25 protein-coding genes are annotated in these 25840 nt (G+C 48.6%); 21 read left to right on the top strand and 4 right to left on the bottom strand.

Features of this window, described 5'->3' with window-relative positions:
* The 7 genes from ligA to ACFO5U_RS00140 all read left to right on the top strand — a co-directional run bounded on the left by ligA (position 1) and on the right by ACFO5U_RS00140 (position 9130).
* Positions 1-2007, top strand: coding sequence for an NAD-dependent DNA ligase LigA (gene ligA / locus ACFO5U_RS00110; RefSeq protein ID WP_377275589.1), 2007 nt, complete (start codon positions 1-3; stop codon positions 2005-2007).
* A 13-nt stretch (positions 2008-2020) separates the two neighbouring features.
* Positions 2021-3148 carry a CamS family sex pheromone protein gene (locus ACFO5U_RS00115; RefSeq protein ID WP_377275591.1) on the top strand — a complete coding sequence of 376 codons (1128 nt, stop codon included), beginning with the start codon at positions 2021-2023 and terminating at the stop codon, positions 3146-3148.
* Positions 3149-3249: 101 nt separating this feature from the next.
* Complete coding sequence (gene gatC / locus ACFO5U_RS00120; RefSeq protein WP_377275592.1) at positions 3250-3540, top strand: Asp-tRNA(Asn)/Glu-tRNA(Gln) amidotransferase subunit GatC; 291 nt, start codon at positions 3250-3252, stop codon at positions 3538-3540.
* A gap of 18 nt (positions 3541-3558) precedes the next feature.
* On the top strand, positions 3559-5028 hold the full coding sequence (gene gatA / locus ACFO5U_RS00125) for an Asp-tRNA(Asn)/Glu-tRNA(Gln) amidotransferase subunit GatA (RefSeq protein ID WP_377275594.1): 1470 nt from the start codon (positions 3559-3561) through the stop codon (positions 5026-5028).
* A complete protein-coding gene (gatB, locus tag ACFO5U_RS00130; RefSeq protein ID WP_377275595.1) occupies positions 5025-6455 on the top strand; it encodes an Asp-tRNA(Asn)/Glu-tRNA(Gln) amidotransferase subunit GatB in 1431 nt (476 codons plus the stop codon). The genes gatA and gatB overlap by 4 nt, the downstream gene beginning before the upstream one ends.
* 1096 nt (positions 6456-7551) lie before the next feature.
* Positions 7552-8112 carry a thioredoxin family protein gene (locus ACFO5U_RS00135; RefSeq protein ID WP_377275597.1) on the top strand — a complete coding sequence of 187 codons (561 nt, stop codon included), beginning with the start codon at positions 7552-7554 and terminating at the stop codon, positions 8110-8112.
* 103 nt (positions 8113-8215) lie between these two features.
* Positions 8216-9130: a diacylglycerol kinase gene (locus ACFO5U_RS00140; RefSeq protein WP_377275599.1), complete on the top strand. Its 915-nt coding sequence runs from the start codon at positions 8216-8218 to the stop codon at positions 9128-9130.
* Positions 9131-9197: 67 nt separating this feature from the next.
* Here the strand turns inward: ACFO5U_RS00140 and ACFO5U_RS00145 are convergent, their stop codons facing one another.
* Positions 9198-9632 carry an NUDIX hydrolase gene (locus ACFO5U_RS00145; RefSeq protein WP_377275601.1) on the bottom strand — a complete coding sequence of 145 codons (435 nt, stop codon included), beginning with the start codon at positions 9630-9632 and terminating at the stop codon, positions 9198-9200.
* A 195-nt stretch (positions 9633-9827) separates the two neighbouring features.
* Between ACFO5U_RS00145 and ACFO5U_RS00150 the strand changes: the two genes are divergently transcribed.
* The 10 genes from ACFO5U_RS00150 (at position 9828) to ACFO5U_RS00195 (ending at position 18414) form a co-directional block, all read left to right on the top strand.
* Positions 9828-11174 (top strand): cytochrome ubiquinol oxidase subunit I, encoded by a 1347-nt coding sequence (locus ACFO5U_RS00150; protein ID WP_377275603.1) that lies wholly within the window; start codon positions 9828-9830, stop codon positions 11172-11174.
* The gene (locus tag ACFO5U_RS00155; RefSeq protein WP_377275605.1) at positions 11171-12199 is read left to right on the top strand and encodes a cytochrome d ubiquinol oxidase subunit II; all 1029 of its coding nucleotides are present in this window, start codon (positions 11171-11173) and stop codon (positions 12197-12199) included. Before ACFO5U_RS00150 ends, ACFO5U_RS00155 begins: the two co-directional genes overlap by 4 nt.
* Before the next feature lie 15 nt (positions 12200-12214).
* Positions 12215-12325, top strand: coding sequence for a cytochrome bd oxidase small subunit CydS family protein (gene cydS / locus ACFO5U_RS00160; RefSeq protein ID WP_377275607.1), 111 nt, complete (start codon positions 12215-12217; stop codon positions 12323-12325).
* 89 nt (positions 12326-12414) lie between these two features.
* Positions 12415-13776 (top strand): 23S rRNA (uracil(1939)-C(5))-methyltransferase RlmD, encoded by a 1362-nt coding sequence (gene rlmD, locus ACFO5U_RS00165; RefSeq protein WP_377275609.1) that lies wholly within the window; start codon positions 12415-12417, stop codon positions 13774-13776.
* Between the two features lie 316 nt (positions 13777-14092).
* Positions 14093-14572, top strand: coding sequence for a flavodoxin family protein (locus ACFO5U_RS00170; RefSeq protein ID WP_377275610.1), 480 nt, complete (start codon positions 14093-14095; stop codon positions 14570-14572).
* A 53-nt stretch (positions 14573-14625) separates the two neighbouring features.
* Positions 14626-15540, top strand: a complete 915-nt coding sequence (locus ACFO5U_RS00175; RefSeq protein WP_377275612.1) for a prenyltransferase/squalene oxidase repeat-containing protein — start codon at positions 14626-14628, stop codon at positions 15538-15540.
* A gap of 40 nt (positions 15541-15580) precedes the next feature.
* On the top strand, positions 15581-16060 hold the full coding sequence (locus ACFO5U_RS00180; protein ID WP_377275613.1) for a GNAT family N-acetyltransferase: 480 nt from the start codon (positions 15581-15583) through the stop codon (positions 16058-16060).
* 133 nt (positions 16061-16193) lie between these two features.
* Positions 16194-16616: a DUF1801 domain-containing protein gene (locus tag ACFO5U_RS00185; RefSeq protein WP_377275615.1), complete on the top strand. Its 423-nt coding sequence runs from the start codon at positions 16194-16196 to the stop codon at positions 16614-16616.
* Positions 16617-16710: 94 nt separating this feature from the next.
* Complete coding sequence (fbpA, locus tag ACFO5U_RS00190) at positions 16711-16869, top strand: Fur-regulated basic protein FbpA (RefSeq protein WP_377275617.1); 159 nt, start codon at positions 16711-16713, stop codon at positions 16867-16869.
* A gap of 99 nt (positions 16870-16968) precedes the next feature.
* Positions 16969-18414 carry an amidase family protein gene (locus tag ACFO5U_RS00195; protein WP_377275619.1) on the top strand — a complete coding sequence of 482 codons (1446 nt, stop codon included), beginning with the start codon at positions 16969-16971 and terminating at the stop codon, positions 18412-18414.
* A gap of 44 nt (positions 18415-18458) precedes the next feature.
* Here ACFO5U_RS00195 and ACFO5U_RS00200 read toward each other — a convergent pair whose 3' ends face one another.
* Positions 18459-19301: a TetR/AcrR family transcriptional regulator gene (locus tag ACFO5U_RS00200; RefSeq protein WP_377275621.1), complete on the bottom strand. Its 843-nt coding sequence runs from the start codon at positions 19299-19301 to the stop codon at positions 18459-18461.
* A gap of 172 nt (positions 19302-19473) precedes the next feature.
* Between ACFO5U_RS00200 and ACFO5U_RS00205 the strand changes: the two genes are divergently transcribed.
* The 4 genes from ACFO5U_RS00205 (at position 19474) to ACFO5U_RS00220 (ending at position 24408) form a co-directional block, all read left to right on the top strand.
* On the top strand, positions 19474-20940 hold the full coding sequence (locus tag ACFO5U_RS00205; RefSeq protein ID WP_377275622.1) for an MDR family MFS transporter: 1467 nt from the start codon (positions 19474-19476) through the stop codon (positions 20938-20940).
* 109 nt (positions 20941-21049) lie between these two features.
* On the top strand, positions 21050-22210 hold the full coding sequence (locus ACFO5U_RS00210) for a DEAD/DEAH box helicase (RefSeq protein WP_377275624.1): 1161 nt from the start codon (positions 21050-21052) through the stop codon (positions 22208-22210).
* Positions 22207-23430 (top strand): aminopeptidase, encoded by a 1224-nt coding sequence (locus tag ACFO5U_RS00215; RefSeq protein ID WP_377275625.1) that lies wholly within the window; start codon positions 22207-22209, stop codon positions 23428-23430. Before ACFO5U_RS00210 ends, ACFO5U_RS00215 begins: the two co-directional genes overlap by 4 nt.
* 12 nt (positions 23431-23442) lie before the next feature.
* A complete protein-coding gene (locus ACFO5U_RS00220; RefSeq protein WP_377275627.1) occupies positions 23443-24408 on the top strand; it encodes an SGNH/GDSL hydrolase family protein in 966 nt (321 codons plus the stop codon).
* Between the two features lie 54 nt (positions 24409-24462).
* Here the strand turns inward: ACFO5U_RS00220 and ACFO5U_RS00225 are convergent, their stop codons facing one another.
* Both ACFO5U_RS00225 and ACFO5U_RS00230 read right to left on the bottom strand, forming a co-directional pair.
* Entirely contained in the window at positions 24463-24612 is a 150-nt protein-coding gene (locus tag ACFO5U_RS00225; RefSeq protein WP_377275629.1) for a hypothetical protein, read from the bottom strand.
* Positions 24613-24674: 62 nt separating this feature from the next.
* The gene (locus ACFO5U_RS00230; RefSeq protein WP_377275630.1) at positions 24675-25757 is read right to left on the bottom strand and encodes a M20 family metallopeptidase; all 1083 of its coding nucleotides are present in this window, start codon (positions 25755-25757) and stop codon (positions 24675-24677) included.
* Positions 25758-25840: the final 83 nt, after the last annotated feature.

Consider the following 25840-nt stretch of genomic DNA (forward strand, 5'->3'; position numbering starts at 1 on the left):
ATGGACCGCATCAAAGCTGAAGAACGTGTCATCGAATTAAACGATCAATTGCGCAATTACGGTCACGCATATTATGTCCTTGACAAGCCGGTCGTGCCGGATGCCGTTTACGATCAATTGCTGAACGAATTGATCGAGCTGGAGAATTTATATCCGGACTTGATTTTCCCTGACTCGCCTACACAGCGCGTTGGGGGAACGCCTTTGTCGAATTTCAAAAAGGTGCAGCATGAGCGCCCGATGCTCAGCTTGTCCAACGTTTTCAATGAAGACGATTTGCGTGATTTCGACAAGCGTGTCCGTGCAGGGGCTGGGGATTCCGTCGAATATGTCTGTGAATTGAAAATCGACGGCCTGGCCGTTTCGCTCCATTATGAAAACGGGAAATTCGTGCGCGGTTTGACGCGTGGTGATGGCCGTGTCGGAGAAGACATTACCGTCAATTTGCGGACGGTACGTTCGATTCCGCTCAAATTGAAAGAGCCGGTATCGGTCGAAGTGCGCGGCGAAGTGTTCATGCCTAAAAGCTCATTCCATGCGTTGAACGAAGACCGCGAAAAGCAAGGCGAAGAACTTTTTGCCAATCCGCGAAACGCCGCTGCTGGTTCTCTGCGCCAGCTCGATTCGAAGGTTGCGGCCAAACGTAATTTGGATGTTTTCATTTATGGAATCGGTGGCGACGGTGAAAATTATGGATTGAATAATCACGATGAATCGCTGAGCTATTTGTCAAAACTAGGCTTTAAAGCGAATACGGAACGCAAAGTCTGCAAGACAGTTGAACAAGTGCTCGATTACATCGAAACTTGGACTGCCGAGCGCAGCAAATTAAGCTATGAAATCGATGGCATCGTCATTAAAGTGAACCGCTTCCTTCACCAGCAGGATCTTGGCTTTACAGCGAAAAGCCCGAAATGGGCGACCGCTTATAAATTCCCTGCAGAAGAAGTGATGACAACAGTTCGTGACATCGAACTAAGCATCGGCAGAACCGGGGTCGTGACACCAACCGCCATTCTAGAAGCGGTCGCTGTAGCGGGTACGACCGTGCAACGGGCGTCGCTCCATAACGAAGACTTGATCCGCGAGCGCGATATCCGCATTGGCGATAAAGTCATTATCCGCAAGGCCGGTGACATCATTCCAGAAGTCGTGCGTGCTTTGGTGGACATGCGAACGGGTGACGAACAGCCATTCGAAATGCCGACCGAATGCCCTGCGTGCCAAAGTGAACTTGTACGCATCGAAGGGGAAGTGGCGCTGCGCTGCGTCAATCCAAAATGCCCAGCACAAATTGTCGAAGGCATGGTTCATTTTGTGTCGCGCAACGCCATGAATATTGACGGGCTCGGCGAGAAAGTTGTCGAGCAATTGTACCGCGAAGGCTTGATCCAAGACATTTCGGATTTGTATGCATTAACGAAAGAGCAATTGCTGGAGCTGGAGCGGATGGGCGAAAAATCGGCTTCGAATTTGATCGATGCGATTGATGCGTCGAGAAGCAATTCAATGGAGCGGCTGCTGTTCGGCCTTGGCATACGCCATGTCGGCGAACGCGGTGCGCGCATTTTGTCCGAACAGTTCGGCACGATGGACAGTTTGATGCAAGCAAGCCTTGAAGAGCTGGTGGCTGTCCACGAAATCGGTGATAAGATGGCGGATGCAATCGTTACGTATTTTGAAAAACAAGAAGTTGTGGCGCTTGTGGAACGTTTACGCGAGCGAGGCGTCAATCTATCGTATACGGGCACAATCGTCCGCGTGGAGGAAGGCGCCAATGCCTTTGCGGGCAAGAAGATTGTACTTACCGGGAAACTGGAAAACATGACGCGCCAAGAAGCCGGGGAACGCATCGAAGCGCTCGGCGGCAAATTGACAGGCAGTGTCAGCAAGAAAACCGATCTGCTCATTGCCGGTGAAGAAGCGGGTTCAAAACTCGACAAAGCGCAGGACTTGGGCATAGAAGTATGGAATGAAGAGCGCTTGCTTATGGAATTGAACGTATAAGGAGATTAAGCACATGAAACGCATTTGGTGGATCCCGATCGGTGTTTTGCTGCTTACGGGATGTGTCCCTTCCGGCAACGACGAAGCGGAAGTGGTTGGCACAGAAGAAGAGGTAGAAACGGCAATCATCCCGAGCATGCAGCTCGACGAACAGTATTACCGGACGCTATTGCCTTATAAGCAAAGCGCGACACGCGGCAAGATCGTCAGCCGCCTGAATTCTCGCTATGACATTAAAGAAGCCGAACATGGGTTGTTGCGTTTGTCACAGCAGCAATTCTCGCCGGACGATTATTATTTCCAGGAAGGCCAGATGATCACCGATGAAGAGGCGACGAGCTGGCTGCAACGCACGAGCGCGGACAATCCCAACGGCTTAAATCCGGAAGATGGACGCTCTTCAGCGCAACAGGAAGAAGGCGAACGCCCGGATCCGGAACTGCTTGCCCATATCCTTGAGCAAAATTATCTCGTCAAGACCGAGGAAGACAAGATTCGCCTTGGTGGTGTATCGATCGGTCTCGCGATGAATACAGTCTACTACAGCTCGATCGATGGCATTCCTTACGAGGAATCCATTTCCAAAGAAGAAATCGAGAGAGAAGGCAAGCGCATGGCAGATGAAATCGTCAGCCGCCTGCGAGAGAAAGAAGAAATGGCGAATGTGCCGATACTGGTATCTTTGTTCGCTCAAAACAACCGCAATGCGATGACGCCGGGTACTTATTTCGCTTACGGTGCCGCCCCGAGAGGCGAGAGCGAAATAGCGAATTGGAACGCCATCAATGAAGCGTTCGTAGTGTTCCCGACATCTGGAACGAATGAACAATACCGAGATATCGATACTGCATTCCGCAATTTCAAGCAAGACGTGGAACTTTATTTCTCTAATTTTACCAGCGTCATCGGCAAAGGATTTTATCAGGACAATCAATTGCACGAGTTGAAGATTGAGATTCCGATCCAATTTTACGGGTCTTCCGAAGTGATCGGATTCACACAATATGTGACAGGCCTATTGATGGACCATTTCCCCGACAATATTGAACTTGAAGTGAATGTCACTTCGACTAACGGAGCGGAAGCGCTCATTTTGCGAAAAGCTGGAGAGGCGGAACCAATCGTTCATATTTATGAATAAATCCGCCATATTACGGGGGCAGCCGGCTGGCTGTCTCTATTCATTTTTTTAGAAAAATGTTATGATAGACCGTATGTTTACGGAATCCGGAGGTGTAGAAAATGGCGAAAATGACAAAAGAAGAAGTAATTGAAGTGGCTCACTTGGCGCGTTTGGCAATTACCGATGAAGACGCGGAGCATTTTGCAGAGCAATTGGAAGCAATCACCAATGCAATGGAATTACTGAATGAATTGGATACGGAAAATGTGGAACCGACGACGCATGTATTGCCGCTGGTCAACGTTTTGCGTGAAGACAAAGCAATCGAAGGATTGCCGCGTGAACTTGTGATGAAAAACGTAAAAGAGCATGAAGGCGGACAAGTACGGGTGCCGACAATTCTGGACTGAATGTGAGGAGGGTAAAGGATGAAATTAGCTGAAAAAACTGCAGCCGAATTGCAGGAGTTACTACATAGCAAAAAATTAACGATTGCGGAACTGACGGAACAAACCTTTGGCCGCATCAAGGAATTGGATCCGAAAGTCGATGCTTTTTTGGCATTGAACGAAGAGCAGGCTTTACAACAGGCTGCTGAAATGGATCAAACCGAAGTGCAAGGGCGCGGACCGCTTTACGGCCTGCCGATCGGCGTGAAAGACAATATCGTCACAGAAGGATTGGAAACAACAGCATCGAGCTTGATCCTGAAAGGTTTTAACCCGATTTATAATGCAACGGTCGTGGACAAGCTGCGCGAAGCCGGAATGGTCATCGTCGGGAAATTGAATATGGATGAATTTGCCATGGGTTCTTCCAACGAAAACTCTTATTACAAAAATACGAAAAACCCATGGAACTTGGAAACCGTTCCAGGCGGTTCTTCGGGTGGCTCGGCTGCGGCTGTTGCAGCAGGCGAAGTGCCGTTTTCACTCGGCTCCGATACTGGTGGATCGATCCGCCAGCCGGCTGCTTTTTGCGGCGTTGTCGGGATGAAGCCGACATACGGCCGTGTGTCACGTTTCGGGCTGATCGCATATGCATCATCGTTCGACCAAATCGGGCCGATTACACGCACAGTCAAAGACAATGCTTTACTTCTGAACGCCATTTCGGGCCATGATGAAAAAGATTCGACATCCGCCAATGTTGAAGTGCCGGACTTTACAGCAGCACTTACTGGGGATATCAACGGTCTTCGCATCGGTGTGCCGAAAGAGTATTTCGCACAAGGCGTCAGCGAAGCATCGAAACAAGCAGTGAAAGATGCATTGAAAGTATTGGAAGAAAAAGGCGCAACATGGGAAGAGATTTCCTTGCCTCATTCCAAATATGCACTTTCCACATATTATATTTTGGCTTCATCTGAAGCATCGTCCAACTTGTCCCGCTTTGATGGCATTCGCTACGGCTACCGTACGGAAAAAGCCGGCAGCTTGCTTGAGTTCTACATGAATACGCGTGCTGAAGGCTTCGGCGACGAAGTAAAACGCCGCATCATGCTCGGAACATACGCGCTCAGCTCTGGCTATTACGATGCTTACTATAAAAAAGCGCAAAAAGTGCGTACTTTGATCAAGCAGGATTTCGATAAAGCGTTCGAAAACTTCGATGTTATCGTCGGGCCGACAACGCCGACACCGGCATTTAAAATCGGTGAAATCATCGACGATCCTTTGACGATGTATGCAAATGATATTTTGACAATTCCTGTCAACTTGGCAGGCGTACCGGCCATCTCGGTCCCATGCGGATTCGATAACGGTTTGCCGCTCGGCTTGCAGATCATCGGAAATTATTTCGATGAAGAAACGATTTACCGCGTCGCGGATGTTTTCGAACAGGCGACCGATTTCCATAAAGAAACACCGCAAACATGGGAGGGAGCAGCACAATGAATTTCGAAACGATTATCGGGCTTGAAGTCCACGTCGAACTGAAGACGGAATCCAAAATGTTCTCGCCTTCCCCGGCACATTTCGGTGCTGAACCGAATACCAATACCAACGTCATCGACCTTGGCTACCCAGGCGTGTTGCCGGTCGTCAACAAGACGGCAGTCGATTGGGCAATGAAAACCGCACTTGCACTCAACTGTGAGATTACGCGCCACACCAAATTCGACCGTAAAAACTATTTTTACCCGGATAACCCGAAAGCGTATCAGATTTCACAGTTTGACCAGCCGATCGGCGAACACGGCTGGCTTGAAATCGAAGTAAACGGCGAGAAGAAACGCATCGGCATCACGCGCCTTCATATGGAAGAAGATGCCGGCAAATTGACGCATACCGGCAACGGTCATTCACTTGTCGACTTTAACCGTCAAGGAACGCCATTGATCGAAATCGTTTCAGAACCGGATATCCGCACACCGGAAGAAGCATATGCGTATTTGGAGAAGATCAAGTCGATCATCCAATACACGGGCGTTTCCGATGTCCGCATGGAAGAAGGCTCGCTGCGCTGCGACGCCAACATTTCTTTGCGTCCATATGGTCAGGAGCAGTTCGGCACAAAAACCGAATTGAAAAACTTAAACTCGTTCAACTTTGTTAAAAAAGGCTTGGAGCACGAACAGATTCGCCAAGAGCAAGTGTTGTTGTCGGGCGGCATTATCGAGCAGGAAACACGCCGCTATGATGAATCGACAGGCAAGACGCTGCTTATGCGCATTAAAGAAGGCTCGGATGATTACCGTTATTTCCCGGAACCGGATTTGGTCGATATCGTCATCGACGATGCATGGCTCGAGCGTGTTCGCGCAGAAATTCCGGAACTGCCGGATGCCCGTAAAGCCCGTTATGTTTCCGAGCTTGGCATGTCCTCTTATGACGCGATGGTGTTGACGCTGCAGAAACCAATCTCTGATTTCTTTGAAGCAACCGTCAAAGCCGGCGCTGATGCAAAATTGACGTCCAACTGGCTGATGGGCGAAGTGTCCGCGTACCTCAATGCCCAGAATAAAGAGCTTGAAGATACGGAACTGACACCAGAAGGACTTGCCGGCATGATCAAATTGATCGGAGAAGGCACGATTTCTTCTAAGATTGCCAAAAAAGTCTTTAAGGAATTGATCGAAAAAGGCGGCGACCCGAATAAAATCGTCAAATCGCAAGGCTTGGTTCAAATTTCGGACGAAAACGTATTGTTGGAATACGTCACCAATACCTTGGATGCCAACCCGCAGTCGATCGAAGATTTTAAAAACGGCAAAGACCGCGCAGTCGGCTTCCTTGTTGGCCAAATCATGAAAGCAACAAAAGGGCAGGCCAACCCGCCGCTCTTGAACAAAATCCTCCTCGAGGAAATCTCGAAACGTTAATCAGGAAAAGGATGGCTCACTGAGCCATCCTTTTTTTTGTGGGTTGTTTTAGTGAAGTGGATTCGGGAAGTTTGAATGTTAATGAGAAATAGTATTGCTTGAGATTGCGCTTCAAGGGGCACGCTTTGGGCCTGCAGGATGCAGGTCATGCAGCTGATGCGACAGGACGTCGCGTGTTCAGCTGCCCGGATAAGGGGCGGGTGTCAGGCCGAGGCCCTAATTTCACTGCGTTCGAACATCACATGAAAAGCGTTGCTCCCACATCTGCTACGCAGATGCGTCGCAAATGAATGGACTCGGCTCCTCCTCGCCATCCATTCGCCCCTTTCTGCTACATCTCTATTTTTAGAAAGTAAATAAAATGCATTTGACATTGGACTTAGTGTGAATAAGTTTGTGTCATTTCATAAGTCCAAATTGGATAGCTATGGCAACTTCACTACTATCAAGCCTAGCTAAGCGTCCCCACAATCGGATGAAGTCAATTAACAGCGACACTTCCTGGCATGCGAAATATAGTGAAATCGAAAAGCCGAACCGCGCATAAGGGCGAGCCGAAGCAATGAGACGAGCGCTCTTCTCGGTTCATTGCGGGAGGCCTGCCCCAAGCGGGAGGCGACTGCTTCACGATGAAATAATCAACGAACAATCCAGCTCGCTATCAAGTCCAGCTAAGCGTCGACAATCAGCGGATAAACACAATCAACAGCGATACTAGTTCGCACACAATACCCAATGAAATCTAACAGCCGAACCGCGCATTCTTCTCGGCTCATCGCGAGAGGCCTGCCCCAAGCGGGAGGCGGCTATTCCTAGATGAGACAAACAAAGATGGCCATACCTCACTCCAAAGTCCAGCTATGAGCGATCACCTAATAGACTCATTAGAAGAGTAGGTGTAAAACGTATTCCATATATTCGAGCAAATGCATCGCTTACTGCAACACGTACACTACTCAACGCAGCAAAGCCTTCAAAACATGCGAGACCGTCGCAACTTAACCAACAAATAGGAACATTTCCCTGTCTTTTTGCTTAAAAGTTTGCCGCAAAGGGAAAAGAACAGGTAAACTGTTTTGTAAGGAGATGTGATAGCATGATGACTGAATTGGAATATTTTGAACACGCCATTACACTTGAAAAATACATGGCGCAAATGGAATCCAATCAAGAAAAAACATACGCGATATATGAAAAGTTCGACTTGCCGGATCATCCCGAACTATTCGATTTGCTGAAGCAAAAGCAGCCGAAAATTTTGGCGATCACTGAAGATTGGTGCGGCGATGCAATGATGGTCAACCCGATTCTCCGGAAAATAGCTGAAGCTGGGGATGTCGAAGTTCGCTGCGTCTACCGCGATGACAATCCGGAACTGATAGAGCGTTATTTGACCGATGGCGGAAAATCGATTCCGAAATATGTTTTCCTCTCTCAAGATGGGGATGTTCTTGGGTCGTGGGGGCCAAGGTCAGCGAAAGTGCAAGATATGGTAGAGGAGAAAAAATCAAGGCTGCCGGAAGAAGCGGATCCGCAATACAAACTGCACTGGAAAACCGTAATCGGCGAAATATCCGACCGCTTCACATCGGATCCTGAACTGTGGCAAGATACGTACGAAGATTTGAGCAAAACCTTGAAAGAAAGTTTAGCTTGAATGTCATGAATGGAACGGCGGGCTGCAGAAAGCCCTTATAAGGGAACTTTCTGCAGCTATTGCATGTCCTGTTTTATAGAATGGTCCAGAAAGGCTGAATCTGATGAAGCGAGCACGCATTATTTACAACCCGACATCCGGCAGGGAGTTGTTCCGACGCCACCTGCCGGAAGTTCTAGCAAGAATGGAGGTCGCAGGATATGAAACTTCTTGCCACGCGACGACATGTGAAGGAGACGCGATCAAGGCAGCGGAATACGCAGTAGAGCGCAAATTCGACTTGGTCGTTGCGGTTGGCGGGGACGGAACACTTAACGAGGTGGTCTCTGGCATCGCCAAATACCCGGAGCGTCCGAAAGTGGGCTTGATTCCGATGGGCACTACCAATGATTTTGCGCGGGCTGTCCATATTCCTCGGGATATTAACCGTGCGATTGATATCATTATCCAGGGCGACTCGATCCCTGTTGATATCGGCGTCATGAATGACGACCGCTATTTCGTCAATATCGCGGGCGGGGGGCGCTTGACGGAATTGACCTATGAAGTGCCGAGCAAACTGAAAACGGTGCTCGGGCAATTGGCGTATTATTTAAAAGGCATCGAAATGATTCCTTCCATCCGTTCGTCCCGTGTCCGGATTGAATATGACGGCGTAGTGTTTGAAGATAAAGTGATGATGTTTTTGATCGGCTTGACGAATTCGGTCGGCGGATTTGAAAAATTAGCGCCTGACGCCAGCATCAACGACGGTAAATTCACATTGCTCATCTTGAAAGAACTCAATATGGCAGAATTTATCCGAGTTGCTTCACTTGCGCTAAGAGGCGAGCATTTATCAGACCCACATGTTGTATATGTAAAAGCGAGCAAAATCTCGGTGACATCCGATGAACGTGTCCTGTTGAACTTAGACGGCGAATTCGGCGGGATTTTGCCGGCGACATTCGTAAACTTAGAGCGCCATATCGAAATGTTCGTACCGCTCGACTACATCCGCGAAGTCGACCGGAAATGATAAAAGCGATCCACCATCCAGTACTCTGGACGGTGGATCGCTTTTTATGGTGGCACAATTGTGGGGGTCAGTACTCCAAAAGCTCGATCGCTTCGTCTTGGTCAGCTGCCAGTTTCGGCAAGTTTTCGATCGGCTCCCAACGGTATTGAACTACCAGCCCGTTATCGCGTCCTTCGCTTTTGATCGTATGCTCGTATGCATCGAAATCTTCGCCGGTGTATTCAAAGTGGAAGATGTTGCGCTCGTATGCTTTGTCTTTGTGCGGCGGATAGTAATTGTATTTATGGATTTTGCCGACAAACTCCAAAACATGTCGCGGCAAGCCGGTTTCTTCTTTGACTTCACGATAAAGTGCATCGATCAATAGCTCGTCCTCGCCAATCGATCCGCCGGGCACCTGAAGTCCGACTTCCGGTTCTCCCTTGTATTCGAAGACAAGCAGTTCACGGTTATTTTCATCGCCTTTGGTGATATAGGCAAACACCTTTCTCTTTTTTTCCATATAAATCATCCTTTTCTTTTGTTCATTATAGAATACTAAAAATTCAGGGAAATTTCAATGCCCATGTATTGGAATTTGTCACAGCTTATTCAAACATAGCCGCGTTTCTAATGCCTTTGAGAAGTCTCCATATAGCCCTTTGAGGTACAATAAAACATATAACGGGCCTTGGCCCAAGTAAAGGGGACGAGAATTTTGGGATTTGAAGATGTGGCCTTACAGAGCCGTATATTGACCTTAATGACCTTATCTTTCCACATCATCTACGCTACGGTCGGTGTCGGGGTCCCGCTCATGATCATGATTGCCCAGTGGGTGGGAATTCGGAAAAACGACGAGCATTATATCCTCCTGGCACGCCGCTGGGCAAGAGGATTTGTCATCACCGTCGCGGTCGGCGTTGTGACCGGTACGGCAATCGGCCTTCAGTTATCTTTATTGTGGCCAAACTTTATGCAGATGGCAGGGAATGTCATCGCTTTGCCGCTGTTTATGGAAGTATTCGCCTTTTTCTTTGAAGCGATTTTCCTTGGAATCTATCTTTATACGTGGGACCGCTTTGAAGACCAGCGCAAGCATTTCCTGCTGTTGATTCCGGTAGCACTGGGTGCGGCAGCTTCCTCGGTGTTCATTACCATCGTCAACTCATTCATGAACGCACCGCAAGGTTTTGAAGTGTTGAACGGCGAACTGGTCAACATCAGCCCGCTGCTTGCGATGTTCAGCCCGGCGGTGCCGACGAAAGTGGCGCACGTATTATCGACGGCATTCATGACGAGCGCGTTTGTGCTGGCATCGATTGCTGCATACCGGTTGATGCGCGGGTCGAACCATATTTACCATAAGAAAGCTTTGTTCTTGACGATGAAGCTTGGATTGGTCTTTTCGATCGCAACCGCGATCATCGGCGACTTTTCCGGAAAATACTTGGCAGAATACCAGCCGGAAAAATTGGCGGCTGCCGAGTGGCATTTTGAAACAGAATCGGAAGCGGATCTCATCCTGTTCGGCATATTGGACGGAGACGAAGCAAAATACGCAATCCGCATTCCATATGCATTAAGCATTTTGGCGCACGGTGTGCCGGATGCAGAAGTGATCGGCTTGAATGAATTCCCGGAAGATGAAATTCCGCCGCTGTGGATCCATTACTTGTTCGATACGATGGTCACCCTCGGCATGTGGCTGGCGTTCTTCTCCTTCGTGTTTGTTGTCGGGGCATGGCGTGGCTGGCCGATCATCACCAAGACTTGGTTCCGCTGGCTGACGGTTATGAGCGGACCGCTGGCGATGCTGGCAATTCAAGCCGGCTGGTGGTTCACTGAAGTCGGGCGCCAACCGTGGATTTTGCGCGGCTATATGAAGACTAGCGAAGGTGCGACGACAAGCGGAAACGTCGACTTGATGATTGTGCTGTTCGCCGGGCTGTACGTCATTCTCGGCATCGGGACGGTCGTTGTCTTGACCCGCATGTACAAACGCAATCCAGTGGAAGAAGAATTGGCAATGCGTGAATCGAACAAAGGCGGTGAAGAAGAATGACACTAGAAATTATCGGAATCTCGGTATTGTGGTTGTTCTTGTTCCTATACGTCATTGTGGCGTCGATTGATTTCGGCGCTGGATTCTTTAATGCCTACAGTGCTTTTTCAGACAAACAGCATATTTTAACAGGAGTTATCCAGCGGTATTTGTCGCCGGTATGGGAAGTGACGAACGTCTTTTTCGTGTTCTTCTTTGTCGGCATTATCGGGTTCTTCCCGCAAACCGCCTTTTATTACGGCACGACTTTGCTCGTTCCGGCAAGCATCGCGCTTATCCTGCTTGCTATACGCGGGTCCTACTACGCGTTTGCGACGTACGGCGCGAAAATCAATCACCGCGGTTATATCTACATGTACGGCTTATCCGGCTTGTTGTTGCCGGCGGCATTGTCGCCAGTACTGGCCATTTCGGAAGGCGGCTTTATGAGGCTTGAAGGCGGACAGCCGTCGCTCGATTATTGGGCGCTGTTCACTAGCCCCTTGATGTGGAGCATCGTCGTTTTGAGCATTGCCGCAGTTCTTTATATTTCGGCTGTATTCCTGACCTGGTATTCGTGGAAAGCGGGCGACGACAAAGCGACGGATCTGCTGCGTAAATATGCGCTTATCTGGGCAGGGCCGACCATCATCACGGCGACGGGCATCATCTTTGAGCTGCGCGGCCATAACCCGGAACATTACGCCAATCTGCTCGATCTTTGGTGGATGTTCGCGCTGTCGTTCCTATTATTCCTCGGCACCGTCTACTTGGTTTGGAAGCGGCGCAATTACGGCATGGCGTTCATCTTGCTCGTCGGCCAGTTCTTTACCGCGTTTTTCGCTTACGGTGCATCGCATTATCCATATTTGCTGTATCCGCATTTGACGATTTACGATAGCTTTACCAATGAATCGATGGCGATTGCGTTGATCATCGCCTTTATTGCAGGGCTCGGGCTTCTCTTGCCGTCCTTGTACTTGCTATTCCGTTTGTTCCTGTTCGACAAAGATTATGTCAAAGGGAAATCGGATTACCACGCCTAAAGGAGGCCAACAAGAATGACCAATTTTTTCATTTTCTATGCGCCGTTTCTGGTGATCATTTTGGCGATTGTCGTCGGCTTTTGGATATCGCTGAAAGACGGGCCGGTAACGAAAGGCAGAAAATAAAAGCTGTGGCGGGAACTTCCCGCCGCAGTTTTTTACTGTGTGAAAAGCGGATATGATACAATAAGGAAATGTGAAATGGAGTGAACGTAATGAAACCAGTAACGAAAAATGACCGCTTATCGGTCTATGTCGAAGACTTGACGCATGACGGTGCCGGCGTCGCCAAAGTAGACGGCTATCCGCTGTTTATCAAAGAGGCATTGCCCGGGGAAACTGTCACGGTGCATGTGTTGAAAACCTTAAAATCATACGGCTTTGCCAAACTAATCTCGATCGAAGAAAAATCCGCTGATCGCATCGATGCGCCGTGCCCTGTGTTTGAGATTTGTGGCGGTTGCCAATTACAGCACTTGTCTTACGAAGGCCAATTGAAATACAAAGAAAAAGTCGTCCGTGATGCGATGGCGCGTCTCGGTAAACTGCCGGACGTGCCGGTCCATCCGGTCAAAGGCATGGACAACCCGTGGCGCTACCGCAATAAATCACAGATTCCGTTCGGCCAAGAGGACGGCCGTGTCGTCGCCGGTTTCTACCAACCGCGCTCGCACCGCATTGCCGATACCGACATCTGCTTGATCCAAACACCGGAAGCGGACACCTTGATGGCATCGCTCAAGCGCAATCTGCAGGATATGGGCATCGAGCCTTACGAGGAAAAGACGCACCGCGGCATGCTGCGACACGTCGTCATCCGCAAAGGCCGCGTGACGGGTGAGTTGATGATCGTATTGGTGACGAAGAAGCAGAAATTCCCTCAAGCCGAGCGCGCCGTGGAATTGATCCGTGCGGCATTACCGGCGGTGACATCGATTATGCAAAACGTTAACTCGGAAAAAACCAATGTCATTTTCGGAAACGAAACCATCAAGCTATGGGGCAAGGACATCATCGAAGACCGTATCGGCGATGTGCGCTTTGAAATTTCTGCGCGTTCGTTCTACCAGGTCAACCCCGAACAGACGGAAGTGCTGTACGGGAAGGCGCTTGACTACGCGGGGCTGACGGGAAGCGAAACGGTGATCGATGCGTATTGCGGAATCGGTACGATTTCGCTGTTCCTTGCACAGCGTGCGAAATTCGTCATGGGCGTGGAAATCGTCCCGCAAGCGATCGAAGACGCGAAGCGCAACGCCGACTTGAACGGTTTCACCAATACCTTATTCGAGGCAGGGCCGGCAGAAGAAGTCATTCCGCGCTGGTATAAAGATGGCAAGGAAGCCGATGTACTCGTCGTCGACCCACCGCGAAAAGGCTGCGACGAAGCGCTCTTGCAGACGATGCTTGAACAAAAGCCTGACCGCATCGTCTATGTGTCCTGCAATCCGGCGACACTTGCACGCGACTTGCGCATTTTGGAAGATGGCGGCTACCGGACGCAGGAAGTTCAGCCGGTCGACATGTTTCCGCAAACCACGCACGTCGAATGTGTTGCGTGGCTGACGAGAAGCTGACTGCTGAAGAATGAACACAAAACTTTATTATTATGAACTGTTCTAAGCTTGCCCGCGATCATAGCATCGCGGGTTTTTTCTGTTTTTAGTGGACAGTAAAGATATTGAGAAAAAGCTCAGGAACTAGCTGCGAACAACCATCCTGCAATAAAAGGCGTGGAATAAAGGAAATTTAGAATACATATGGAAGTAAGTAGTGAATTGAGTTGCTAGAACCGGGGTTGATAAAGTGAATTTCTTTGTTTCCATCGCCAAAAGCTGTATTGAGAGTAATTACTCAAATCGGCTCATTTAAATGAATAGGAGGCATTAAATTATGAATATCGGTATTATCGTGCACTCTCAGACAGGACACACGTTACTTGTCGGTGAAAAACTACGAGATGAATTGAGGATGGATGGCCATAAAGTGACGTTGATTCGCATGCAGAACATCGACAATGCAGAGTCGAAAGCCGACCCGAAACATGTTGAATTGGATTTTATGCCAGAAGTCGCGGGATATGATGCTTTGATTTTTGGTGCATGGGTGCAAGCTTTTAATTTATGTCCTGGATTTTCGCAGTATATGAAACAAGTGCCTGAAATTAAGGCGAAGCATGTATCGTGTTTCCTAACCCAGCAATTCCGCTACAAGTGGATGGGCGGCAGTTTTGCTCTTTCTAAAATGAAGAAACTGATCAAAGAAAAAGGCGGTCAGGTCGACGCAGCGGGCGTCATCAATTGGTCCAATAAGAAAAGAGAACAACAAATTGAGGAGCTTGTTTCCCGTTTTAAAAAACAATTTGATGCTTGAATCTTGAGTGGAAGCTGATAGCAAGTGAGTCGTTTCAGTGGGAGGGGTAGGCTATGAAGATTATCGATATTTTGTTGAATAGCGATCCTGCCGTCAAAAGGCAGGCACAGATCTATTTATTGGGTGAACAAAGTCCTTATACAGAAGACGGTTGGATCGGTAAATTTCTCTCTCGGTACGATAGCGAGCATCAAACATGGGGGAACGGTATTTATGGGCCTAAATGGACATCGACCTTCTACACACTGAGAGATCTAAAATCTCTGGAAATAGACCCTCACCATGCCGTTTATCAGCATGGGTTGAATACCTTGCTCCATAACATGTGGAATCCGGAACAGTCTGTGGAAGATGATGTCTGTGTCGTGGCGATGCTCGTGAGTTTACTAAGCTATGGCCAGCAGCCTGCCTCCATTATTGAGGAAATGATTCATTATTTACGTAGTATGCAAATGCCGGATGGTGGCTGGAATTGTGCTGCCGTTCACGGGCCAAGCAGAAAAAGCTCTATTCACACCACCTTATCGGTTCTTGAAGCTTATGCGGATTATGAAAATCATGGCTATACTCATTCGCTTCCAGTAATCAAAGAGCAAATCCAAACGGGGCAAGCGTATTTGCTGCGCAAAAAACTGATGAAGAGAGAGTCGACCGGAGAACTCATTTTGCCCTACATCGTCGATTTTCATTTTCCCACGAGATGGAAATATGACGTCTTGCGATCACTAAGTTATTTTGCGGCTATCCGTTACCCTTATGATCCAGCGTTAAAGGAAGGATTGGATGTCCTTAAGAAAAAATTCACAAAAGGCTATTTAACGAGAGGATCTCAATATTCGGGGCGTGTGCATTTCCAAATGGAGACGAACAAAATTGGAGCTATGAATACCTTGAGGGGTTTGATGGTCTTGAAGCATTATGACTTCGATGTTTATGTAGAAGTGTTGCGCAAGGAAATTGCTATCTAGGGAGTTGCACAGTGGTTTGAGGAAAGGGGAAACGACGAATATGACACAAAGTATTCGATACAAACGGCTCATCAATGATGCCGGTTCGCTCAGTTTTTTCAGGCAATTGAACAGTCTTTTTGCTGAGGCTTTTGATGAGACCGACACGTATCTTGGACACCAGCCGACGGATGAATATTTGCTGTCATTGTTATCGAAAGATCATGTCATCGTCTGTGTAGCACTCATGGATGACCGCGTTGCCGGAGGGCTTGTTGCCTATGTGTTGGATAAGTTCGAGCAGCAGCGGAGCGAAGTATATATCTATGATTTAGCAGTGGATAGCCAACATCGTAGAAAAAGGATCGCTACAGAGCTTATTGTTTTTTTGAAAAAAGAAGCCACCGAATTGGGAGCCAGGGTAGTTTTCGTCCAAGCGGATCCCATCGATACAGCTGCTGTAATACTTTACGAGTCGCTCGGTATCCGGGAAAATGTGTGTCACTTTGATTTCGAGTTGAAGAATCCTCCAGATAAATGACTGGAAACACATAGCCGAGCTCCATACCACAGAGCAAGTCGAATGGGGTTAATTGGAAAAAACTCGCAAAGTTCAAGATGTTATTGAAGAGAGAGCAGATTCTGTAAGACAACTAAATAGAGGAGGAATGACCATGTATGAACAGAAAACGAAAGAGCATGGCGGCGATGTAGCCGAGTTCATCGAAACAGTTCAAAAACCAGACATGAAAGAGGATGCCTATAAATTATTGGGAATTTTTGAACAGTCGACCGGTTATCCGCCGAAAATGTGGGGAGATAGCATTATCGGATTCGGATCTTACCATTACCGTTATGCGACGGGCCATGAAGGCGACGCACCGCTTGCTGGATTTTCCCCGCGCAAAGCGAAAATCAGCTTGTATCTTACCGGCTGTGCGGAGCGCGAACCGGATGCACTTGAACGGCTCGGCAAATGCACATCAGGGAAATCATGCGTCTATATCAATAAGCTTAGCGATATTGATCCACAAGTATTAAAAGTTCTGATTCGCAATGCCGTGCAGTATTTACAGGAAACCTACCCCGAAAAATGAGAAACAATGGATTTTTTTCGGTCGGCAGGTTTTAGGGGTATTTCATTTCGGGTATAGAAGGAGTGAGATTATGTGCAAGGAGAGTTGAGGCAAGATGGAACACATACCCACATCCAAGTTTGAGGATAAACGGTCGCTGGTGATCGAAGAACTGGTTGCTAAAAATGTTTTTAAGATTAACGGCCGACAGCTTTACGAACTGTCCTTATACGAACTGCTAAAAGAACACACCGATAAAAGCCTAAGCTCATGAGCTCAGGCTTTTTTAATATTCACAGCAGCAAATGCTGGTTTGTTTGTTGTTTTTGCAGAAAAATGACTGCCCATTCTAGATATTACAGGAGGGACAAGCATGCATCATCAAAAACTGGAAAGCTATCGCACAGGCAATTTGGACGAAATGAGCATCGCTCAAATGCAGGAAGAAATGCAGTTGGGCAATATCACTTCGGAAGAACTGGTGTTGATGTACAAAGAAAATATTTCGTTGCGCAACGAGAACCTCAATGCTGTGCTGGAAATCAACCCAGACGCATTGCAGACGGCGCAAGCGCTCGATTTTGAACGAAGACGACGAGGTCCGCGCTCGAAACTTCATGGCATTCCGCTGCTCATTAAAGATAACATCGATACGAATGATAAGATGCATACAAGTGCCGGATCGCTGGCCATGGAAAATAATTATGCGCTGCGCGACGCCAAAGTGGTTGAAAAATTGCGTGCAGCGGGAGCGGTTATTCTTGGCAAAACGAATATGACCGAATGGGCTAATTTCATGAGCGATAAAATGACCAATGGCTATAGTTCGCGCGGCGGCCAAGTGAAAAACCCTTACGGCGCATTCGATGTTGGCGGTTCGAGTTCAGGCTCAGCAGCCGCGGTCGCTGCGAATTTGGCAGCTGCTGCAGTCGGCACCGAAACATCGGGTTCGATCATCAATCCGGCTGCGCAAAATAGCTTAGTAGGCATCAAGCCGACCATTGGGCTTATCAGCCGTTCCGGCATCATCCCTTTGTCGCACACACAAGATACGGCAGGGCCGCTCGCCCGAACTGTAGAAGACGCCGTCACGGTGTTCGAGACATTGATTGGTACAGACGATGACGATGTGATTACTGCATTCGCTGAAATGTTTAAAGGCTACGATTGGCATCAGCACTTGAATCCACATGGGCTGTCCGGTGTCAGTTTCGGTGTTGATCGTGAGTTATTCAAAGAGATCGGCAGCGACCAATTGGATGCGTTTGAAAAAGCGCTGGAACAGCTGCGCATAAGCGGTGCGGACATTCAGGACATCAGCCTCGGAGCCGATCAGGAAGATCTCGGTTTTGCGGTATTGCTTCATGAATTCAAAGCTGACCTGAATGCCTATTTGGCCGCTTCCAACCCACAACAGCCGATCCGTTCATTGACTGATGTAATCGCCTTTAATACAGAACATGCGGATACGATGCTGAAGTTCGGACACAACCTGCTCGAACAAGCCGATCGGTTAAGCGGCATGCTGACAGAAAGGGAATACGTCGAAGCGCTTGAGCGCAACCGGTTTTTGGCGGCGCAGCAAGGGATGAAGACAAGCCTTCAAAAAGCGGGGGTTGATGCGCTGTTATTGCCGCAGGATTTTGGCTGCAATATCGGAGCGGCTGCTGGATTCCCATCGATTACCGTGCCATATTGCCAGACGCCAAATGGCGAACCGTTCGGTATCACATTTGCCGGGCAGGCGTTTGATGAACCTAAGCTCATCGAATATGCTTATGCCTTTGAACAAACAACAAAAGGGCGTAAACGTCCATAAGAAAACAGCCTTTTCGCATAGTATGCGAAGAGGCTGTTTTCAGTTTATTTCAATTGCCGCCATATTTGTTCAAGTGTCATTTGCAATTGACCATCTAAGCCTTTATGCGTCCCTAAAGTCGTCAATGCGCTGTGGATAAGAGCCATGCGCGGCTTTTGGGCAGCAAGTTCTTGTGCGAGGAACGTTAATAGCTCTTGCTGTTCGGGCAGCTCGGCTGAAACGGCGAAGCGCTCGAGTTGTTTTAAGCTGTCCACCAGCGTTGTTTGTTCAGATGGCTCCTGGAGAAATAAGTCGGACAAGAAACGTTCGCCGTCGGTTAACTGAATTTCCACTGCTTGTTTCATGCGGCGCACGATATAGTCGGTCAATTCTTCGAGCGGCAATTGCTGGTCTGTGCTGAGTCGCCAGACGTGCATCAATTGCTGGAGCGCACCGTTTGCCATGGCGGCGTTTTCAAGAGCATAGGGCCGTGCCTGTTCACCGAACAAGTCGATGATGCGATCCTTGATCCAGTTCAATTCACTAATGTACTGGCTTTTGGCGAACGCCTTCAGCTCTTCATCCTGCGAGTAGAATATGCTTTCATAAAGCGAGAACAAATTTTTCTCGTGGTTCATGCGGATGCGGATCGCCAATTGCTTGGCAAGCAGATCCGCATCGGATGGCGACCGGCCGAATGCGGCAGCGATGCGCTCTGTGCGGATATCTTCGCTGATCGCTTCCATCAAGGCGATCAAACATTCCGACTTGGACGTAAAATAATTATAGAATGTGCCCTTGGAAATGCCGGCTTCATCGAGTATGTCTTGAATCGAGGAGGCGTTATAGCCTTTTTGGATGAATAAGCGGTGAGCGGCATGAACGATTTGCTGTTTTTTAGGATTCATAATATCCCCTTTTGGACTGTTAGTATAGCAAAAGCATAACGCCTGAGGTTGGGTAAATCAATGTTTTCAGTTTGTTGATTCATCTTTCTTGTAATAATTATACTGCGAGTATAAAATATGTCGATAGAGTTTAATTTGCCGAATGCAGTCGGCGAGACGGAGGAAAAGAAAGATGAAAGATACAACGAAACCACCATATGGAATTATCGCCATCCTGTTCACAGGTGCATTTGTGGCGATATTCAATCAAACCTTATTAAACATTGCGCTGCCGGAAATCATGAACGATTTGCAAGTCGATGCCGCCACGGTCCAGTGGCTGGTCACCGGCTATATGCTCGTCAACGGCATTTTGATTCCGGCCAGTGCCTACTTGATTCAACGCTATTCAAACCGTGCCATCTTTATCGTCGCGATGTCCTTGTTCTCACTCGGGACCTTGCTTGCCGCACTTGCACCGAGCTTTGGCATTCTGCTTGCAGGGCGCATGGTCCAGGCATCCGGCTCTGCTTTGATGATGCCCTTATTGATGAACGTCATACTCGCTGCGTTTCCGATTGAAAAGAGAGGGCAAGCGATGGGCTTGTTCGGGATGGTCATGATCGTCGCGCCGGCAATCGGGCCGACGCTTTCCGGCTTTATCGTCCAGAATTATTCTTGGCGCGTGTTATTTTTCATCGTTTTGCCGGTGGCGCTCATTCCGCTGCTGCTCGGCATTTTTAAGTTGAAAAATTTAACGTTCCAAAACCGGGAACTGACGCTGGATCCACTGTCGCTCATTTTGTCGAGTATCGGCTTTGGCGGCATCCTTTACGGATTCAGTTCTGCCGGTTCACTCGGCTGGGCTAGCCCGGCTGTCTATGCGACGATCGCGGTCGGCCTCGTCGCTTTGTTGATGTTCACACTCCGGCAACTGAAACTTGATGAACCGCTGCTCGAACTGCGTGTTTACAAGCATCCGATGTTTGCGCTATCGTCGATCATTTCGGTGACCTTGTCGATGGCGATGTTCTCGGCAATGATCTTGATGCCGATTTATGTCCAAACCATCATGGGCATCTCACCGATCCAATCCGGCCTGTTGATGCTGCCCGGTGCGATCATCATGGGCATCATGTCGCCGGTGACAGGACGGTTATTTGACAGTTACGGCGCCAAGGTGCTGGCGATATCGGGGTTGACGATTGTCGTCTATACGACATTCCTGTTCAGCAATTTATCATTTGAAACGGGCTACTATGAAATTATGGCAATCTATACTTTGCGCATGTTCGGTATTTCGATGGTCATGATGCCCGTCATGACCAACGGCCTCAATCAATTGCCGGCAACGGCTTATCCGCACGGCACGGCGATCAATAATACCTTGCAGCAGGTGTCCGGTGCCATCGGTTCGGCATTTCTTGTGACGCTTATGAATACGCGGACTGAATCGGCAGCACAAAACTTGATCGCTGCCGGTGCTACTGAACAGGCGGCGATGATACCGGCAATGCTTGAAGGCATCAATTTTTCCTTCACCGTGTCGACTTTTATTGCAATCGCATCATTAATATTGGCGTTGTTCATAAAAAAGCCGGACTTGCATGCAACGGAAGAAGAAAAAGAACGGGTCTATAAACAGCGTTACGCAGATTAGAGAAGGAGGCGGTTTTCCGGAGATGGAGCCGCCTTTTCCTATGCCGAAAAAGGCGTATGCGCGCTGGATATGGTACACTTAAGGCATTGAAAAGAAGGTGGAATGGCACATGAAATGTATAGAAGATTTGAGCCCTGTATGGCAGGAAAAATGGAAAGAAACAGGCTTTACCGAGTTGATGCCGATTCAACAACAGATGATTCCTGAAATGGTCGCCGGCAATGACATCGTTGCTGAATCGCCGACAGGTTCAGGAAAAACTTTGGCTTATATTCTGCCGATTCTCCAGCGCGTCGATCCGAAAAAACCGAATACCCAAGCGATGATTATCGCCCCTTCGCAAGAATTATCGATGCAGATCGTCAACGTCTTGCGCGAATGGACAGAGGGAACGGATGTCACGGTCACGCCACTGATCGGCGGCGCAAACGTCCAGCGACAATTGGATAAGCTTAAGAAAAAGCCGACAATTGTCGTCGGTACGCCAGGCCGATTAAATGAACTGGTCAAAAGCAAAAAACTGAAAATGCATGAAGTCCGCATTATGGTCTTGGATGAAGGCGATCAATTGATGGCGCGTGAGCACCGCGGCGTCATGAAAGATTTGATCGAAAAAACACAGCAGGAACGCCAGCTAGTGTTGGTCTCGGCGACGATTACTGAAGAAATCGAACTGGTGGCGGAGCGCCTTATGAAGCATCCGACGCGCCTGCAAGTGTCGGCGGAAGATTTGCCGAAGCAAGGAAAAGTGACGCATTCGTTCATCAAAGTGGATGAGCGGGACAAGACCGATTTATTGCGCAGCCTGTCGCATATGAAGGGCGTCAAAGCCTTGGCATTTGTCAATAGCTTGGACCAAGTGCTGATGAAAGAAAGTAAATTGAAGTTCCGCGATGCCAAAATCGCGACTTTGCATTCCGAAATGAAAAAAGAAGAACGCAAAAAAGCGCTCGATGATTTCCGCAAAGGCGACACGGCTGTATTGATTGCAACGGAAGTGGCGGCGCGTGGATTGGACATCGACCAAGTGACGCATGTCGTCCACGTCGATGTACCAATGTCGATTGAGCAATATTTGCACCGTTCAGGCAGAACCGGACGCGCAGGTGCCGACGGCGAAGTACTGACGCTTCTTGCGTATGCGGATGAGAAGTATTATAAGAAATTAATCAAGCAATTGCCGGATAAAGCGGTGCAGAAAATCATGCACGGCGGGGAATTAGTCGAAGGCAATAGCAAAACCATTTCGGCAAAGGGGAAAAACCGATGACTTTTGAAGAAAAGTTAGCGCAATATGCAGAACTGGCAGTCCGTGTTGGCGTCAATGTCCAGCGGGGCCAGGAACTGTTGATTGCGACGACAACCGATACGGTGGAATTTACGCGCTTGGTTGTGGCAAAAGCCTATGAGGCTGGCGCAAAACATGTGCATGTCGCATTTTCGGACCCAATTATTACGCGGACGCATTATGAACTCGCGCCGGATAGCGCGTTCCATGAGTTTCCGGACTGGGTCGTCGCTCAGCGCGATGCAGTTATCGATAAGAAAGGCGCATTTTTATGGATCGACGCTGAAGATCCCGATTTATTGACGGGGATTCCGGCAAAGCGTTTGAGCGATGCGCAAAAGTCATCTGGCAAAGCGCTGGAACGATACCGACAAGCAGTTGGATCCGATAAAATCGCTTGGTCGATCGTAGCGATTCCATCGGAGAAATGGGCACAAAAAGTATTTCCGGACAAAGAAGACCAAATGGCCGCTTTATGGCAGGCAATCTTTCAGACGGTGCGCATCGGGGAAGAGGATGCAGTTGCACTTTGGCAGCAGCATATTGTAAAACTCGAACAACGGGCAGCGCTGCTCAACGAAAGGCGCTATGAAAAACTGCATTACCGAGCGCCTGGCACTGATCTGACCATCGGTTTGCCGAAAGCCCATATTTGGATGAGCGGCGCATCCCGCACGCCGGACGGAGTTCCATTTATCGCCAATATGCCGACAGAAGAAGTGTATACCGTCCCGTTGAAAGAACAAGTAAACGGTGTCGTGCGCAACACGAAGCCGTTCATTTACCAAGGCAACCGCATCGATGACTTTAGCTTGCGTTTTGAAAACGGCCGCATTGTAGAAGCACAAGCGGCGGTCGGCCAAGAACTGCTTGATGAATTGATTGTAGCGGACGAAGGTGCAGCTTACCTTGGCGAGGTGGCGCTTGTGCCGCACCAGTCGCCGATATCAGCTTCCGGCATTTTATTTTACAATACTTTGTTTGATGAAAATGCGTCGAATCATTTAGCGATTGGCGATTCCTATCCGACCTGCCTTGAAGGCGGCAAAGACTTGGAACGTGAACAGTTGAAGGACTATGGCTTGAATACATCGATCGTCCATGAGGACTTTATGATCGGATCGAATAGCATGGATATTGACGGCATTACGGCCGATGGCAAGACCGAAGCGATTTTCCGCAGCGGCAATTGGGCATTCTAGCGAGGTGAGCAAATGAAGAAAACAGTAAGTGTGTTATTGGCAGGACTTTTATTCACAGGCTCGGCGGCTGCGGCATCTGCTGAAATGCAGGTGCCGGCCGTCTACGTCGCGATCGGCGATTCGCTGGCTGCCGGGCAGACGCCGGACCGTGCCATCGACAGCGGCTATACTGATTTGATTGCCCAGGAATTGACACGCAATCAGCCAGTCGCTTTATTTTCAAAAGACCTTGCGTTTCCGGGATTCACTACAGCGGACGTATTGGACAGCATCCAATCCGACGAAGCAGCAGAATTACTTGGTTCAGCAAATATTGTTACCGTGTCTGCGGGAGCCAATGATTTATTGCGCCTCGTGCAGCCGAACCCGGTTGATGGCTCCTTGAGCTTCGGGCAGATCCAGGCAGATTATGCGCTGAATGCCGCCCGCGAGAACATCGGAGAGATTTTGGGGGAACTCGCAGAAAGCGCACCATCTGCAGATGTTTATGTAATGGGTTATTATTTCGCGTATCCGCATGCCCGTGACAGCCAAAAGCAGGGCACTGCGAAACAGCTCGATCAGTTGAATGCTATTTTAGAGCAGGAAGCAAAAAAAGCAGGTGCGACATTCGTCGGTGTTTCAGAGCGCTTCGGCGAAGATGCGGTGGAGTTGGTGCCGAATGCGGGCGATGTGCATCCGAACATAAGCGGCTATCAAGAAATGGCGAATGCTTTTTTTGAACAATACGCCGAAGGCTTTGTGGTAGAAGATGCAGAACTGCCGCCGCCAGCACCGCTCAGCTTTGAAGAAATCCAGCAAATGCAAGAAGAGGCTGATGCGGAACAACCGGAGCAAGCGCAAAGTGTTGAACAAGATGCTCCCGATGAAGTTGTAGCACCGGATAGTGAAGAGCAAGTTGATGAAGCTGCAGCAGGGCCGATTCATCACATAAGAAATGATTATCTAGTCATCCGGCAGGCATTGCCGTTTGTATAGAACATAGAAAAAAGGACGGAGAAAATGATTCATTTTCTCCGTCCTTTTCTTTTTTTAGCGGCGTTTATTCGAGTCAGTGCGTGTGCGTGATGCATCTGTCACTTCACCGTTGTTCTTTTTTCTATTGTTCATCACTTTACGGATGATCGGGTATGCAATCGGTCCGTATTTGATTGCTGACCTAAGAAGTCTTCCAATAGCCATATTTATCGCTCCATTCATTTTCAATTAAGGGTTTAATAGTAACTTCCCGTTTTCGCCATGATCTAAACATTTGTCGGAGCGGCTGCATGGGTGATCAAGATGTTTTTATAGGCATGGACACTCGAAATCACTACGTACTCAGCGTTGCCATGCCAATCGTCACCACTCGGTCCAAATTCGATAGCGCCCTCGCCGCCGGTTTTTTCAGCATAATAACGAGTATCGGCCGCACCATGCTGGCCGAAGAGTATTGGGTTTTCGTTGGTGGTCTGTTCGACTGCTGTCATTAAGGTTTTGATATACGGATGCTCGTCCGTCGTTGTCAAAGCAGGCGTCGAGCCGCTCGCCTTGTATTCCATGTCGACACCGACCGTTTCCGCAAGCTCGACCATTTGGCGAACGATTTCATCTTTGTCTTGCCCAGGCATAAAACGGATGTCATACGACATGGTGCAGATTTCCGGTACGACATTATAGCGGTCGCCAGCGTTGATGATCGGCAGATTAACCGATGGCTGCTCATAGTATTTCGTCGATTCTTGACGGAACGGCAAATCGGCCATGCCGGCATGGAATTTCATCGCGGATTCGATGGCATTGATGCCTTCCCAAGGGCGTGACCCGTGAGCCGGCTTTCCTTTAAACGTCAAATCCATTCTTAGAATGCCTTTTGATTGAAGGCCAATCTTCAACTGGGTCGGCTCGCCGCAAATGACAAAATCACCATAATAGCCTTCGTCCACCAGCCATTTGGACGTATTGCGGCCGCCGATTTCTTCATCGGTCACGATATGAAGCTGTACTTCGCGTCTCAATGATGCCTCATCCAACTCGATGAAAGCTTGCATCATCGCAGCAACGCCGGCTTTCATATCGGCAGAGCCGCGTCCGTATAGTTTATCGCCTTCAACCATAGGGGAAAATTGTTCGGGGTGTCCTGGCACAACATCTACATGGCCGTTCCAGATGATTTTCTCTGTGCCTGTTCCTTTGGTCGCGGTCAACATCAAATAACCTTTATTGTCGTGTATCGTCACATCTTCGCCTTTGGCTTTCAACCAGGCAGAACAAAACATCAACGCTTCATTTGCCCCTTCTTTCGTATCGCTCTGGATTTTAATCAAGTCTTTTAACAAATCAATCATTTATTCGGCAGCCCACAAGCTGCCTCCACCACCTTTCGTCAATGTCTACTAATTACTACCTACCCTATCCTTTTTGCTTGAAA

It is taken from the genome of Planococcus dechangensis (assembly GCF_042654465.1).
Classification (GTDB): domain Bacteria; phylum Bacillota; class Bacilli; order Bacillales_A; family Planococcaceae; genus Planococcus; species Planococcus dechangensis.